Source organism: Streptomyces sp. NPDC001941 (assembly GCF_040296945.1).
GTDB lineage: Bacteria > Actinomycetota > Actinomycetes > Streptomycetales > Streptomycetaceae > Streptomyces.
Genome location: NZ_JBEOYE010000006.1, coordinates 194,728 through 211,792, shown reverse-complemented (window position 1 = coordinate 211,792; position 17,065 = coordinate 194,728). Strand labels below are relative to the sequence as shown.

The 17,065-nt window shown below is 70.6% G+C and carries 2 protein-coding genes (1 of these 2 cut by a window edge); both read left to right on the top strand.

From position 1 onward, the window contains the following. Positions 1-10,518: non-ribosomal peptide synthetase (locus ABT160_RS08165; protein ID WP_502984180.1), on the top strand; the 10,518-nt coding region annotated here is incomplete at its 5' end. Continuing rightward, a protein-coding gene (locus ABT160_RS08160) for a non-ribosomal peptide synthetase (RefSeq protein ID WP_351645061.1) crosses the window boundary here: on the top strand, positions 10,518-17,065 show its 5' portion. It continues 3,082 nt past the right edge of the window; only the first 6,548 of its 9,630 coding nucleotides appear in the window; its start codon is at positions 10,518-10,520; the stop codon falls past the right edge of the window. The genes ABT160_RS08165 and ABT160_RS08160, both read left to right, overlap by 1 nt.

Here is a 17,065-nt window from a genome sequence, read left to right as displayed (position 1 = left end):
CCGGTGCCGGTGGGTGTGGCGGGTGAGTTGTATATCGGTGGGGCTCAGTTGGCTCGTGGGTATGTGGGTCGGGCTGGGTTGACGGCTGAGCGGTTTGTTGCTGATCCGTTTGGTGGTGTGGGTGGTCGGTTGTATCGCTCGGGTGATGTGGTGCGGTGGACTGCTGGTGGTGAGTTGGTGTTCGTGGGGCGCGCGGACGAGCAGGTGAAGATCCGCGGCTTCCGCATCGAACTCGGCGAAGTCCGCTCCGCCGTCGCGGCGGTGGAGGGCGTGGGCCAGGCCGCGGTGGTGGTCCGCGAGGACGTGCCGGGCGAGCCGCGCCTCGTGGCGTACGTCGTCCCCGACGCACCGGTCCCTCAACTCACGTCCCAGGTCCTGGAATTCGTCGCGCGTCGACTGCCGTCGTACATGGTTCCGTCGGCCGTCGTGGTCCTGGACGCCCTGCCCCTGACGGTCAACGGCAAGCTCGACCAGAAGGCACTTCCCGCCCCCGTGCAGGCCAACGGCGCCGGGCGCGCACCCGCCGGGCTCCAGGAGGAGCTCCTGTGCGGCGCGTTCGCCCAGGTCCTCGGCCTCGACGAGGTCGGCGTCGACGACGACTTCTTCGCCCTCGGCGGGCACTCCCTGCTCGCCGTCCGCCTGATCAGCCGCATCCGTACGGTCCTGGGCGCCGAGGTTCCCCTGCGGACCCTCTTCGAGTCCCCGACGGTCTCCGCCCTGGCCCGCCGCCTCACCGGAGCGGGCGCGGCCCGCCCCGCGCTGACGGCCGGCGAGCGCCCCGAGCGGGTGCCGCTGTCCTCCGCCCAGCGCCGCCTGTGGTTCATCGGCCAGCTGGAGGGCCCGAGCGCCACCTACAACGTGCCGGTCTCCCTGCGCCTGTCCGGAGCGGTGGACCGGGATGCGCTCGGCGCGGCCCTGCGGGACGTGATCGGGCGGCACGAGGTGCTGCGGACCGTCTTCGAGGTCGCCGACGGGGAGCCGTACCAGCGCATCCTCGACCTGGAGGACCTGGCCTGGGAGCTGTCCGTGGCCGAGGTCGCGCCGGCGGACCTGGCCGCAGCGGTCCAGGAGGCCGAGCGGTACGCCTTCGACCTCTCGGTCGAGGCCCCCATCCGCACCTGGCTGTTCGACGCGGGCCCCGAGGACCAGGTCCTCGTGGTCGTCGTCCACCACATCGCGGGCGACGGCTGGTCCATGGCGCCGCTGGCCCGTGACGTCTCGGTCGCCTACGCGGCCCGCCGCGAGGGCCGGACGCCCGAGTGGGAGCCGCTGCCGGTGCAGTACGCGGACTACGCGCTCTGGCAGCGCGACCTGCTCGGCGACGAGCACGACCCGAGCAGCCTGGTGTCCCGTCAGATCGCTTACTGGCGGGAGGCGTTGGCCGACTCCCCGGTCGAGCTGGAGCTGCCCTTCGACCGCCCGCGCCCGACCGTGGCGTCCCACCTCGGCCACAGCGTCCCGCTGAACGTCCCGGCCGCCGTCCACGCACGGCTCGTCGAGACCGCCCGGACCGAGGGCGTCACCACCTTCATGGTCCTCCAGGCCGCACTGGCCACCCTGCTCTCCAAGCTCGGTGCCGGTACGGACATCCCGATCGGCTCCGCGAACGCGGGCCGCACGGACGAGGCCCTGGACGACCTGGTCGGCTTCTTCATCAACACCCTGGTGGTCCGCGCGGACCTCTCCGGCGACCCCACGTTCCGCGAAGTCCTGGACCGGGTGCGGGAGAAGAGCCTGGCCGCCATGGCCCACCAGGACGTGCCGTTCGAGAAGCTGGTGGAGGAGCTGGCCCCGGCCCGCTCGATGGCCCGCCACCCGCTCTTCCAGACCGTGCTCACCCTCCAGAACACGATCGACGCCACCCTCGACCTGACCGGCGTGCGCGCCGGAGGGGTTTCGGGAGGCGGAGTTGGGGGTGCGGAGGTTGCTCCGAGTGCTGAGGGTGCTCCGGGTGCTGAGGGCATGGAGACCGCAGAGGGTGCTGGGGCTTCGGGCCGTACGGCCGTGAAGTTCGACCTGGACGTGATGGTGGCCGAGGCGTACGACGCCGACGGCGCCCCCGCCGGTCTCGGTGGCTCCGTCACCGTGGCCGCCGACCTCTTCGAACCCGGATGGGCCGCACGGATCGCGACCGCTTGGACCACGCTCCTCGACCAGCTCGCGCAGGACCCGGGCCGCCGACTGAGCTCGCTCGACGTCCTGGACGCGCAGGAGCGGGAGCGTGTCCTCGTCGAGTGGAACGACACTGCTTCGGATGCCGAACCCGCCCTGGTGCATGAGCTGTTCGAGGCCCAGGCGCGGCGGATCGCAGATGCCTCGGCTCTGGTGGCTGATGGTTCGTCGGTCTCGTACGGGGAGTTGGAGGCGCGGGCGAACCGGATTGCGCATTATCTGATCGGTCAGGGGATCGGTGCGGAGTCGGTGGTGGGTCTGTGCCTGCCGCGTGGCGCGGAGATGATTGCCGGGATCCTGGGTGTGTGGAAGGCGGGTGCGGGTTATCTGCCGATCGATCCGGGGCAGCCGACGGATCGTATTGCGTTCATGCTGCGGGACAGTGGTGCGGCGCTGGCGCTGACGACTGAGGAGATCCTGGACGAGCTGCCGGCGGGGCGGTCGCGTCTGGTGGCGCTGGATGACACGTTCGTGGAGATGCAGCTCGCGGCGGCGTCGGTGGAGGCGCCCGGTCGCGGGGTCGATCCGGCCTCGCTCGCGTACGTGATCTATACGTCGGGGTCGACGGGTCAGCCCAAGGGCGTGGCGGTGACCCATGGCGGGCTGGCGAACTATGTGGCTTCGGTTCCGGAGCGCGTGGGCTTCGGTGGCGTAGGCGCGCGGTATGCGCTGCTTCAGGCGCAGGCGACGGACCTGGGCAACACGGTGGTGTTCGCGAGCCTGGTCAGTGGCGGTGAGCTGCACATCCTGGATGAGGGTGCGGTGACGGATCCGGTCGCGGTGGCCGCGTACCTGGCGGAGTATCAGATCGATCACTTCAAGGCGGTTCCCTCGCACCTGGCGGCGCTCGCGTCGGCCGGTGGCGTGGCGGGTGTGCTGCCGACGCAGTCGCTCGTCCTGGGTGGTGAGGCTGCTTCTCCGGCATTCATAGGGGAGTTGGTGGCTGTTGCTGGTGAGCGGGGTGTGCACAACCATTACGGTCCGACGGAGACGACGATCGGTGTCGCCACGACTCGCCTGACGGCATCCAGCACGTCCGATGGCGTGGTGCCGGTCGGTACCCCGGTGGCGAATACGCGGTTCTACGTGCTGGACGGCTGCCTGCGCCCCGTGGCTCCCGGTGTGGCCGGTGAGCTGTACGTGTCCGGTGCGCAGCTGGCGCGGGGGTATGTCAAGCGTCCCGGGCTGACGGGCGAGCGGTTCGTCGCGAACCCCTTCGCTGTCGGGGAGCGGATGTACCGCACCGGCGACCGGGCGAAGTGGACGGCGGACGGTCAGGTGGTCTTCCTGGGTCGTGCTGACGACCAGGTGAAGATCCGCGGTTACCGCATCGAGCCCGGCGAGGTCCAAGGCATCCTCACCGCCCACCGGGAAGTGGCGCAGGCCGCGGTCATCGCACGCGAGGACGCCCAGGGCGACCGCAGGCTCGTCGCCTACGTCGTCCCGACCGACCCGGATGACGTCGAACCGAACCTCACTGCCGACATAAGGCAGTTCGTGGCGCAGAGGTTGCCGGAGCACATGGTGCCGTCGGCGGTGGTGGTGCTTGACGCGCTGCCGCTGGCGGGGAACGGCAAGCTGGACCGGCGGGCGTTGCCGGCTCCGGACTACGCGTCGTCGCTCGCGGCGGGTGGTCGTCGGGCGGCGACGCTGCGGGAGGAGATCCTGTGCCTGGCCTTTGCCGAGGTGCTGGGTCTGTCCGAGGTCGGTGTGGACGACGACTTCTTCGAGCTGGGCGGCCACTCGCTGCTCGCGGTGCGGCTGGTGAGCCGGATCCGTGCGGTGCTCGGCGTCGAGGTCGAGATCCGCGAGCTGTTCGAGGCCCCGACCGTCGCGGCCCTCGCCGAGCGGCTCGACGGGGCGGGAGCGGCGCGCAAGGCCCTGACGGCCTCGGTCCGCCCGGAACGGGTCCCGCTGTCCTTCGCCCAGCGCCGCCTGTGGTTCATCGGCCAGCTGGAGGGCCCGAACGCGGCCTACAACGTCCCTGTGGCGCTGCGGCTCGCGGGAGACGTGGACCGGGACGCCCTGGAGGCGGCCCTGCGGGACGTGATCGGCCGGCACGAGGTGCTCCGTACCGTCTTCGAGATCGCCGACGGGGAGCCGTACCAGCGGATCCTCGCTCCGCAGGAGCTGGACTGGAGCCTGCCGCTGATCGAGGTGGCCGCGCACGAACTGGACCGCGCGGTGGCCGAGGCCGGAGGGTACGCCTTCGACCTCGCGGCCGAACCGCCCTTCCGCGCTTCCCTGTTCACGACCGGTGCGGAGGAGCAGGTGCTGGTCGTGGTCATGCACCACATCGCGAGCGACGGCTGGTCGAAGCGTCCGCTGGCGCGTGACCTGTCCGAGGCGTACGCGGCGCGCTGCGCCGGGCGGGCCCCCGCGTGGGAGCCGTTGCCGGTGCAGTACGCGGACTACGCGCTCTGGCAGCGGGACCTCCTCGGCGACGAGAACGACCCCGACAGCCTGATGAACCGTCAAGTGGCCTACTGGCGCGCCAATCTGGCCGGTGCGCCGGAGGAGCTTCAGCTTCCCGCCGACCACGTGCGACCCGCTGTTGCCTCGCACCAGGGGCACGACGTGCCGCTGACGGTGCCGGCCGGGGCGCACCACCGCCTGGTCGAGGTGGCCCGGGCCGAGGGCGTCACGACGTTCATGGTCCTCCAGGCCGCCCTGGCGATGGTCCTCTCCAAGCTCGGCGCCGGTACGGACGTCCCGATCGGCTCCGCCAACGCGGGCCGCACGGACGAAGCCCTGGACGACCTGGTCGGCTTCTTCGTCAACTCGCTCGTCCTGCGTACGGACCTCTCGGGCGACCCGACGTTCCGCGAAGTCCTGGCCCGGGTCCGCGAGACGAGTCTGTCGGCCTTCGCCCACCAGGACGTGCCCTTCGAGCGACTGGTGGAGGAACTGGCGCCGACCCGCTCCATGGCCCGCCACCCGCTCTTCCAGGTGATGCTCCAGGTGCAGAACAACGCCGAGGCCGTCCTCGATCTGGAGGGCCTGGACACCGGAGGCGCCGCGAGCGAGGCGCGTGGTGTCAGCGGTGAGGGCAGTGAGGGCGGTGTGAGCGCCACGAGCGGCGCGAGTGCTGCGACCGTTGCGAAGTTCGACCTGGACGCGGCGGTGTCCGAGGTCTTCGACGAGGACGGTGCTCCGGCGGGCCTGCGCGGCTCGGTGGTGGCCGCCGCCGACCTCTTCGAGGCCGCGACGGCCGAGCGCCTGGTGGCCCGCTGGGTGCGGGCCGTCGAACGCCTCACGGCTGACCCCGAGGTGCGCCTGAGCACCTTGGACGTCCTGGACGCGGACGAGCGTCACCGGGTGCTGGTGGAGTGGAACGACACGGCCGTGGAGACGGTGGCCGGCTCTCTGCCGGAGTTGTTCGAGGCTCAGGTGGCGCGGTCGCCGCAGGCGCTGGCGGTGGTGTCGGGTGGTGTGGAGCTCTCGTACGGTGAACTCGACGCCCGTGCGAACCAGTTGGCGCGTCATCTGCAGGGTGTGGGTGTGGGTCCGGATGCGCTGGTGGGTGTGTGTCTGGAGCGTGGGGTCGAGAGCGTTGTCGCGCTGTTGGCGGTGGTGAAGGCCGGGGGTGCGTACCTTCCCGTTGATCCGTCGTATCCGGCGGACCGTGTGGCGTACATGCTGGATGATGCGCGTCCGGTCGCGGTGATCGCTTCGACGGACACCGTCGGTGTCGTGTCGGTTTCGGACACCAGGCTCGTCGTGATCGACGACGAGCGGACCGTGGCGGCGATTGCCGAGCATGACGGTGGCGCGCTCGGGGTGGCGATCGAGCTGGAGCACCCGGCGTACGTGATCTACACGTCGGGTTCGACGGGTCGTCCGAAGGGTGTGGTGGTCGAGCACCGTTCGGTGGCCGCTCTGCTGGGCTGGGCTGCGGCCGAGTTCAGTGGTGAGGACTTCCGCCGGGTCCTGGTCTCGACGTCGTTCAACTTCGACGTGTCGGTGTTTGAGCTGTTCGGTCCGCTGGTGTGCGGCGGCAGTGTGGAAGTGGTCGGCGATCTGCTGGCTCTGGCTGATTCGGCGTCCGGGATCGGTGATGTGAGTCTGGTCAGTGGTGTGCCGTCGGCGTTCGCGCAGATGGTGGCCGCAGGCGACATCCAGGCCCGTCCTCGCACCGTCGTGCTGGCCGGTGAGGCTCTGACGGCGGATGCGGTGGCGGGGATTCGTACGGCGATCCCGGGTGCCCGGGTCGCGAACATCTACGGCCCGACCGAGGCCACGGTCTACGCGACGGCCTGGTACGCAGGCAGCGAGGTTGAGGGTCTGGTGCCGATTGGCCGACCCATTGCCAATGCTCGTGCGTACGTCCTCGACGGGGGCCTGTCACCGGTGCCGGCCGGTGTCCCCGGTGAGCTGTACCTGGCGGGTGCGGGCCTGGCCCGTGGCTACCTGAACCGTCCCGAGCTGACGGGTGAGCGCTTCGTCGCCGACCCCTTCTCCTCCTCCGGTGGGCGTCTGTACCGCACGGGAGATGTGGTCCGCTGGAACCAGGATGGTGAGATCGAGTACCTGGGCCGTGCGGATGAGCAGGTCAAGGTCCGTGGCTTCCGGATCGAACTCGGTGAAGTGCAGGCGGCGTTTGCCGCGCACCCCGAGGTCGCCCAGGCCGTCGTCGTGGCACGCGAGGACGTGCCGGGAGACAAGCGCCTGGTTGCGTACGTCGTCCCGGGCGCCGGAGACGGGAGCGCCGGCCTGGCGGCCCGTGTCGTGGACTTCGCCGCTGAGCGTCTTCCGTCGTACATGGTTCCGTCGGCGGTCGTCGTCCTGGACGTGCTGCCGCTGAATGCGAACGGCAAGCTCGATCGCAAGGCGCTCCCTGCGCCCGAGTACGTGACCGGCTCCGGTCGTGGTCCGTCGGATCTGCGGGAGGAGCTGCTGTGTGGGGTGTTCGCGGAGGTTCTGGGGCTTCCTGAGGTGGGGGTGGAGGACGATTTCTTCGCTCTGGGTGGTCACTCTCTGCTGGCGGTGCGGCTGATCAGCCGTGTGCGGACGGTGCTGGGTGTGGAGGTGGCGCTGCGTGCGCTGTTCGATGCGCCGACCGTTGCGGGTCTTGCGGCCGCACTGGGTGGTGCCGGCCAAGCGCGCCTCGCGCTGACCGCCGGGCAGCGCCCCGAGCGCATCTCGCTGTCCTTCGCCCAGCAACGCCTCTGGTTCATCGGTCAGTTGGAAGGCCCGAGCGCCACGTACAACATCCCCTTCGCCCTGCGCATGGGCAGGGACGTCGACAGCGAGGCGCTCGCCCTGGCCTTCCGCGACGTGATCGGCCGGCACGAGGTGCTGCGGACGGTGTTCCCCACCGCCGCGAACGGCGAGCCGTACCAGAAGGTGATCCCCGTCGCCGAGCTCGACTGGGAGCTGGCGCGTGTCGAGGTCACCCCGGAGGGACTGGAGGCCGCGGTGGCCGCCGCCGAGGGTCACGCCTTCGATCTGGTGCGTGAAGTGCCACTCAAGGCGACGCTGCTCGAAAGCAGTGATGGCGAGGAGCGGGTCTTGGTGGTGGCGCTCCACCACATCGCGGGCGACGGCTGGTCGACGGCCCCGCTGGCGCGTGACCTCTCGGAGGCGTACGCGGCACGACGCGCGGGCCACGAGCCGGACTGGGCGCCGCTGTCGGTGCAGTACGCGGACTATGCGCTGTGGCAGCGTGAGCTGCTGGGTGATGAGGCTGATCCAGAGAGTGTGATGTCTCGTCAGATGGCTTACTGGCGTGAGGCATTGCAGGGGGTGCCGGAGGAGCTTGCGCTTCCGTTCGACCGGTCGCGTCCGGTGGTGGCCTCGCATGTGGGTCATCGGGTTGCGGTGGAGATTCCGGCTGCCGCGCACGCCCGACTGGTCGAGGTGGCCCGTGGCGAAGGCGTGACGCCGTTCATGGTCCTCCAGGCGGCGCTGGCGATGCTCCTGTCTCGTCTGGGTGCTGGTGTGGACGTTCCGATTGGTACGGCGAACGCGGGTCGTACGGATGAGGCGCTGGATGATCTGGTCGGGTTCTTCATCAATACGTTGGTGATCCGTACGGATCTGGCGGGTGACCCGACGTTCCGTGAGGTGCTGGGCCGGGTGCGTGAGGCGAGTCTGTCGGCTCTGGCGCATCAGGAGGTGCCGTTCGAGCGGTTGGTGGAGGAGCTGGCGCCGAGTCGTTCGATGTCCCGGCACCCGCTGTTCCAGGTGCAGTTGGACCTGCAGAACAACGCCAAGGCGATCCTCGACCTCCCCGGTGCCCAGGCAGGCGGCGTCGCGTCGGACACGGCGGTGGCCAAGTTCGACGTCGAGGTCCGGCTGACCGAGACGTACGACGAGAACGGCCTCCCGGCCGGAGTGCGTGGCCAGGTGGTCGCCGCGTCCGACCTCTTCGACCACGAATCGGTGACCGGACTGGGCGAACGCTTCGTCCGAACCCTGGACCTCCTGGTCGAGGACCCGCAGGTCCGGCTCAGTGCGATGGACGTGCTGGTTGCGGGGGAGCGGTCCCGGGTGGTCAGCGAGTGGAACGCCACGGACGCGGACCTGGGTTCGCTGCTGGTGCCGCAGCTCTTCGCCGAACAGGTGATGGCGACGCCGGACGCGCCGGCGGTGCTGGGCGACGACGGTGACACCGTGTCGTACGCGGAGCTGGATGCTCGGGCGAATCGTCTGGCGTCCTACCTGGTGGGTCAGGGGATTGGTGCGGAGTCGCTGGTGGGTCTGTGCCTGCCGCGTGGTGTTGATGCCGTGGTGAGCATGCTCGCGGTGTGGAAGGCGGGGGCGGGTTACCTGCCGATCGATCCGGAGTATCCGGCCGAGCGCATCAACTTCATGCTGGGTGATTCGGGTGCGGCGCTGACGCTGACGACCGAGGAGATCCTGGACGACCTCCCGGCCGGGCGTAATCGGTACGTGGCCGTGGACAGTGCTCTCGTTCGGATGCAGCTCGCGGCCGCCTCAGTCGAGGCCCCGGAGCTTCACACCGACCGGAGCTCGCTCGCGTACGTGATCTACACGTCGGGGTCGACGGGTCGTCCGAAGGGTGTGGCGATCACCCATGAGGGCCTTGCGAACTATGTGTCGTGGGCTGTGGGCGCGTACGGAGATGGTGGTGGCAGTGCGCCGCTGCACTCCTCGCTCGCCTTCGACCTGACCGTGACCAGTGTCCTGGTGCCGCTGGCGTCCGGGGCGACGGTCATCGCCAGCGAGGCCGGCGGGGCCGAGGGCCTGGCGGAGCTGATCCGGGAGCCGGGTGGCTTCGGTCTGGTGAAGGCGGTTCCCGCGCACCTGCCGCTGCTGAGCGAGATGCTCTCGGACGCGCAGGTGGCGCAGTCGGCTCGTACGTGGGTCGTGGGTGGTGAGGCACTGCCCCCCGCGGTGGTCCGCGACTGGCTGGCACTGGCTCCCGGCTCGGTGGTCGTCAATGAGTACGGTCCCACCGAGACCGTGGTGGGCTGCTGTGTCTTCGAGATCGTGGCTGGTCAGGAGCTGGGTGAGTCGGTGCCGATCGGTCGTCCGATCGCGAACACCCGCCTGTACGTCCTTGACGAGCGGCTTCAGCCGGTCGCTCCGGGTGTCGCCGGTGAGCTGTACATCGCGGGCATCCAGCTCGCCCGCGGTTACGTCAAGCGTCCCGGCCTGACGGCCGAGCGCTTCACCGCGAACCCCTTCGAGCCGGGTCAGCGCATGTACCGCACGGGCGATGTCGCCCGCTGGAGCCGTGACGGCGTCCTCGAATACCTCGGTCGCTCCGACGAGCAGGTCAAGGTCCGTGGCTTCCGGATCGAGCCGGGTGAGGTACAGGCGGTCGTGGCCGCGCACCGCGAGGTGGCCCAGGCCGCCGTCATCGCCCGCGAGGACGTGCCCGGCGACACCCGACTCGTCGCCTACGTCGTCCCGAGCGATCCAGACGAACCGGACGAGGGACTGCCGGACGGCGTCAGGCAGTTGGCGGCACAGCGGCTGCCCGAGCACATGGTCCCCGCGGCCGTCGTCGTCCTCGACGCGCTGCCGCTGACCGCGAACGGCAAGCTGGACCGCAAGGCGCTCCCCGCCCCCGAATACGCCGGGGGAACGGGCTCCGGGAGGGGCCCCGAGAGCCGGGAGGAAGAAGTGCTGTGCGAGGCGTTCGCACAGGTCCTCGGGGTGGAGTCGGTCGGCGTCGACGACGACTTCTTCGCCCTCGGCGGCCACTCGCTCCTGGCCGTCCGTGTGGTCAACCGCATCCGGACGGTGCTCGGAGCGGAGCTGGAGATCGCGGCGCTGTTCGACGCGCCGACGGTGGCGGGCCTGGCCCGCCGGCTCGGAAACGTGAAGACCACCCGCCCGGCGCTGAAGCCGATGCGCAACCAGGAGGAGTCCTGATGATCCCGTTGTCCTTCGCGCAGCGGCGGCTGTGGTTCATCAGCCGCCTGGAAGGCCCGAGTTCGACGTACAACGTGCCGGTCGTGCTGCCCCTGCCCGGGGACGTGGACCGCGACGCGCTCACCGCCGCCCTGCGGGACGTGGTCGGGCGGCACGAGGTGCTGCGGACCGTGTTCGAGGTCGTGGACGGCGAGCCGTACCAGCGGATCCTGCCGGTCGACGAGCTGGAGTGGGAGCCGACGGTCGTCGAGGTCGCCCCAGGCGACCTGGCCGGGGCGGTCGAGGAGGCCGGACGGTACGCCTTCGACCTGGCCGCCGAGATCCCCGTACGCGCCACGCTGGTCGAGGCCGGTGACGGCGAGCGGGTGCTCGTCGTGGTCATGCACCACATCGCGAGCGACGGCTGGTCGGAGGGCCCGCTCGCCCGTGACCTGACGCTGGCGTACGAGGCGCGTGCCGCCGGGCGGGCCCCGCGGTGGGAGCCGCTTCCCGTGCAGTACGCGGACTACGCGCTCTGGCAGCGGCAGCTCCTCGGCGACGAGAACGACGCCGACAGTCTGATGAGTCGTCAAATCGCTTACTGGCGAGAGGCCCTGGCTGACGTTCCCGAGGAGCTCGACCTGCCGACGGACCGCCCGCGGCCGGCGGTCGCCTCCCACGAGGGCCACATCGTCCCGCTGTCCGTCTCCGCCCGGACCCACGCGCGCCTCGCGGCGCTGGCACGGAGCGAGGGCGTCACCACCTTCATGCTGGTGCAGGCCGCCCTCGCGACGCTGCTGCACCGTCTCGGCGCGGGGACCGACATCCCGGTCGGGACGGCCGTGGCGGGGCGCACGGACGAGGCCCTTGACGAGCTGGTCGGGTTCTTCGTCAACACGCTGGTCATGCGCACCGACCTCTCGGGCGACCCGTCCTTCCGCGACGTTCTCGCCCAGGTCCGCGCCCACGGACTCGCGGCGCTCAAGCACCAGGACGTGCCGTTCGAGAAGCTGGTGGAGGAGCTGGCCCCGGCCCGTTCCCTGGCCCGCCACCCGCTGATCCAGGTCATGCTGACCGTGCAGAACAACCGGCGCACCGTCGTCGACCCCGCCGACCTGCGTGCGGACGCCGGGGCGGTCGGCACCCGCGCCGCCAAGTTCGACCTGGACGTCTCGGTGCGCGAGCTGTTCGACGCGCAGGGCAACCCGCTGGGGCTGCGCGGCTCGGTGACGGCCGCCGCGGACCTGTTCGACGTGACGTCCGTGGAGCGGATCGCGGCACGCCTGGCGCTGGTCCTCGACCAGGTCACGGCCGACCCCGGCCGCCCGGTCGGCTCCGTGCGCGTCGATGACGACGACGAGCGCCGCCGCGTCCTCGTCGACTGGAACGACACCGCGTCCGATGCGGAACTCGGTCTGGTACACGAGCAGTTCGAGCAGCGCGTCGCCCTCGCCCCGGACGCGGTGGCACTCGTCGCCGATGGTGGGTCGCTGTCGTACGGGGAGCTGGACGCCCGTGCCAACCGCATCGCGCACTACCTCATCGGCCAGGGCATCGGGGCCGAGGCGGTGGTGGGTCTGTGCCTGCCGCGTGGCGCGGAGATGATCGCCGGGATCCTGGGCGCGTGGAAGGCGGGCGCCGCCTATCTGCCGGTGGACCCGGAGCAGCCGACCGACCGGATCGCGTACATCCTGCGCGACAGCCGTGCGGCCCTGGCGCTGACGACTGAGGAGATCCTGGACGAGCTTCCGGCGGGGCGGTCGCGTCTGGTGGCGCTGGATGACACGTTCGTGGAGATGCAGCTCGCGGCGGCTTCAACGGAGGCGCCCGGTCGCGGGGTGGATCCGGCTTCGCTCGCGTATGTGATCTATACGTCGGGGTCGACGGGTCAGCCCAAGGGTGTGGCGGTGACCCATGGCGGGCTGGCGAACTACGTGGGTTCGGTTCCGGAGCACGTCGGCTTGGGTGGTGTGGGTTCGCGGTATGCGCTGCTGCAGGCGCAGGCGACGGACCTGGGCAACACGGTCGTGTTCGCGAGCCTGGTCAGTGGCGGCGAGCTGCACATCCTGGATGAGGGTGCGGTGACGGATCCGGTCGCGGTGGCCGCGTACCTGGCCGAGTACCAGATCGATCACTTCAAGGCGGTTCCCTCGCACCTGGCGGCGCTCGCGTCGGCGGGAGGTATCGCGGGTGTCCTGCCGGGGCGGTCGTTGGTCCTGGGTGGTGAGGCGGCTCCGGTGGCGTTCGTGCGGGAGCTGATCGCGGCTGCTGATGAGCGTGGTGTGGAGGTTCACAACCACTACGGGCCGACGGAGACGACCATCGGTGTCGCCACGACCCGGCTGACGGCCGAGCGCACCGCTCGCGGTGTCGTGCCGATCGGCACCCCGATCGCCAACACCCGCTTCCACCTCCTCGACGCCCGCCTCCAGCCGGTCCCGCCGGGTGTGGCCGCAGACCTCTACGTGGCCGGCGCGGGTGTGGCCCGGGGCTATGTGGGGCGCCCCGGACTCACCAGCGAGCGGTTCGTCGCCAGCCCGTTCGTCGCCGGGGAGCGGATGTACCGCACCGGTGACCGGGCGAAGTGGACGGCGGACGGCCAGGTGGTCTTCCTTGGCCGCGCCGACGACCAGGTCAAGGTGCGGGGCTTCCGCATCGAGCTGGGCGAGGTGCAGGGAGCCGTGGCCGCGCACCCGCTGGTGGGGCAGGCCGCGGTCGTCGCCCGGGAGGACGTGCCCGGCGACACCCGTCTGGTGGCGTACGTCGTGCCCGCCGATCCGGACGAGGACGCCACGGAGCTGCCGCGCCAGGTCCTGCGCTTCAGCGAGCAGCGGCTGCCCGGGCACATGGTCCCGTCGGCGGTGGTGGTCCTGGACGTGCTGCCGCTGACCGGCAACGGCAAGCTCGACCGCAAGGCCCTCCCCGCCCCCGCGTACGTCACCGGCTCGGGACGCGGTCCGTCCAATGCCCGGGAAGAGATCCTGTGCGGGGCGTTCGCCGAGGTGCTGGGCCTGGAGAGCGTCGGCGTGGACGACGACTTCTTCCGGCTCGGCGGCCACTCGCTCCTGGCCATCCGCCTGGTCGAGAACCTGCGCGGACACGGGGTCACCGTCTCGGTGCGGGCCCTGTTCCAGACGCCCACCCCGGCCGGGCTCGCCCTGGCTGCGGGCGACGTGCAGGTTTCCGTACCGGACAACCTGATTCCCGACGGGGCCACGTCGCTCACGCCAGCGATGCTGCCGCTCGTGGACCTGACGGCCGAGGAGCTGGACGGGATCGTCGCCACGGTCGACGGCGGCGCGGCCAACGTCGCCGATATCTACCCGCTGGCCCCGCTCCAGGAGGGGCTGCTCTTCCACCACCTGCTCGCCGACGGCGGGGACGACGCGTACGTCCTTCCCACGGTCGTCGAGTTCGACAGCCGCGCCCGCCTCGATGCCTTCACCAGCGCCCTCCAGAACGTCCTGGACCGCCACGACATCTTCCGTACCTCCTTCGTGTGGGACGGGCTGCGCGAACCGGTCCAGGTGGTGTGGCGCCACGCCACACTTCCCGTCACCGAGATCAGCCTCCCCGCCGACACCACCGACCCCGTCGCCGACCTCGTCGCCGCCGGGGGCACGGCGATGGACCTGGGCACGGCCCCCCTGCTCCGCGTACACGCGGCCCAGGACGGGGAGAGGTGGCTCGCCCTGGTGTGCATCCACCACATGGTGCGCGACCACACAGCCCTGGAAGTGCTGCTCGCCGAGGTGCGCGCGTTCCTCGACGGCCGGGGCGACCGCCTGCCCGCGCCGCTCCCGTTCCGCACCTTCGTCGCCCAGGCACTCGGCGGAGTGGACCGGGCCGCGCACGAGCGCTACTTCGCGGAACTGCTCGGCGACGTCACCGAACCCACCGCGGCCTTCGGCATCGCCGACGTACGCGGCGACGGCGCGGGTACGGTCCGCCGCGTCACGCCCTTCGACGCCGACGTCACGGCCCGGTTGCGGGAGGTCTCGCGCCGCCTGGGCGCCAGCCCGGCGACCCTGCTCCACCTGGCGTGGGCCCGGGTGCTCGCGGCGGTGAGCGGTCGCGAGGACGTGGTCTTCGGCACGATCCTGTTCGGCCGCATGAACGCCGGCGAAGGCGCCGACCGCGTTCCCGGCCCCTTCCTCAACACCCTGCCCGTCCGCGTCCGCACCGAGCGCTTCGGCGTCCTCGCCTCGGTCAAGGCCCTGCGCGCCCAGCTCGCGGAACTCCTGGAGCACGAGCACGCGCCGCTCACGATCGCCCAGCGCGCCAGCGGGATGACGGGTGACGCGCCCCTGTTCACAGCCCTCTTCAACTACCGCCACAACACGGGTGGTTCGGATCGGCCGGCGGATCGGACCCCGGGCGCGAACGACGAGCTTGCGGGCATCCGCACCGTGTTCTCGCACGAGCGCACCAACTACCCGCTGCTCGTCTCGATCGACGACGACGGCCAGGGCCTGTGGGTCGCGGTGGACGCGGTGGACCCGATCGATCCGGGTGTGGTCGGGGAGTTCGTGCGTACGGCTGCCGGGAATCTGGTGGCGGCGCTGGAGACGGCGCTTGAGGATGAGGAGGATGTGCCGCTGAGTGCGGTGCAGGTGCTTGACGAGGCGGGTCTGCGTCAGGTGCTGGTGGAGTGGAACGACACGGCCGTGGAGACGGCGACCGGCTCTCTGCCGGAGCTGTTCGAGGCTCAGGTGGCGCGGTCGCCGCAGGCGCTGGCGGTGGTGTCGGGTGGTGTCGAGGTTTCGTACGCGGAGCTGGATGCGCGGGCGAATCGTCTGGCGCGTCATCTGCAGGGTGTGGGTGTGGGTCCGGATGCGCTGGTGGGTGTGTGTCTGGAGCGTGGGGTCGAGAGCGTTGTCGCGCTGTTGGCGGTGGTGAAGGCCGGGGGTGCGTACCTTCCCGTTGATCCGTCGTATCCGGCGGACCGTGTGGCGTACATGCTGGATGATGCGCGTCCGGTCGCGGTGATCGCTTCGACGGACACCGTCGGTGTCGTGTCGGTATCGGACACCAGGCTCGTCGTGATCGACGACGAGCGGACCGTGGCGGCGATTGCCGAGCATGACGGTGGCGCGCTCGGGGTGGCGATCGAGCTGGAGCACCCGGCGTACGTGATCTATACATCGGGTTCGACGGGTCGTCCGAAGGGTGTGGTGGTCGAGCACCGTTCGGTGGCGGCTCTGCTGGGCTGGGCTGCGGCCGAGTTCAGTGGTGAGGACTTCCGGCGAGTGCTGGTGTCGACGTCGTTCAACTTCGACGTGTCGGTGTTCGAGCTGTTCGGTCCGCTGGTGTGCGGCGGCAGTGTGGAAGTGGTCGGCGACCTGCTGGCTCTGGCTGATTCGGCGTCCGGGATCGGTGATGTGAGTCTGGTCAGTGGTGTGCCGTCGGCGTTCGCGCAGATGGTGGCCGCGGGGGCCATTGAGGCTTGTCCTCGTACGGTGGTGCTGGCCGGTGAGGCGCTGACGGCGGATGCGGTGGCGGGGATTCGTACGGCGATCCCGGGTGCCCGGGTCGCGAACATCTACGGCCCGACCGAGGCCACGGTCTACGCGACGGCTTGGTATGCCGACAGCGAGGTCGACGGGCTGGTGCCGATCGGCCGACCCATTGCCAATGCTCGTGCGTACGTCCTCGACGGGGGCCTGTCACCGGTGCCGGCCGGCGTCCCCGGTGAGCTGTACCTGGCGGGTGCGGGCCTGGCCCGGGGCTACCTGAACCGCCCGGAGCTGACCGGCGAGCGCTTCGTCGCCGACCCGTTCTCCTCCTCAGGTGGTCGTCTGTACCGCACGGGTGACGTGGTCCGTTGGAACCAGGACGGTGAGATCGAGTACCTGGGCCGTGCGGACGAGCAGGTGAAGGTCCGCGGCTTCCGCATCGAGCTGGGCGAGGTCCAGTCGGTACTGGCGGGACACGCCCTTGTCGCCCAGGCCGTGGTCGTGGCGCGAGAGGACGTGCCCGGCGATAAGCGCCTGGTCGCCTACGTCGTCCCGGCCGAGGAAGGCGTCGCCGATGAACTCCCGCGCATTCTCGGTGGTTTCGCCGCTGAGCGTCTTCCGTCGTACATGGTTCCGTCGGCGGTCGTGGTCCTGGACATGCTGCCGCTGAATGCGAACGGCAAGCTCGATCGCAAGGCGCTCCCCGCTCCTGACTTCGTGGTCGGGGCTGGTCGTGGTCCGTCGGATCTGCGGGAGGAGCTGCTGTGTGGGGTGTTCGCGGAGGTTCTGGGGCTTCCTGAGGTGGGGGCGGAGGACGACTTCTTCGCTCTGGGTGGTCACTCTCTGCTGGCGGTGCGGCTGATCAGTCGGGTGCGGACGGTGCTGGGTGTGGAGGTGGCGCTGCGTGCGCTGTTCGACGCGCCGACCGTCGCCGGTCTCGCGGCCGCACTGGGCGGTGCCGGCCAGGCACGCCTCGCGCTGACCGCCGGGCAGCGCCCCGAGCGCATGCCGCTGTCCTTCGCACAGCAACGCCTCTGGTTCATCAGCCAGTTGGAGGGCGCCGGATCCACGTACAACATCCCCTTCGCCCTGCGCCTCTCGGGCGATGTGGA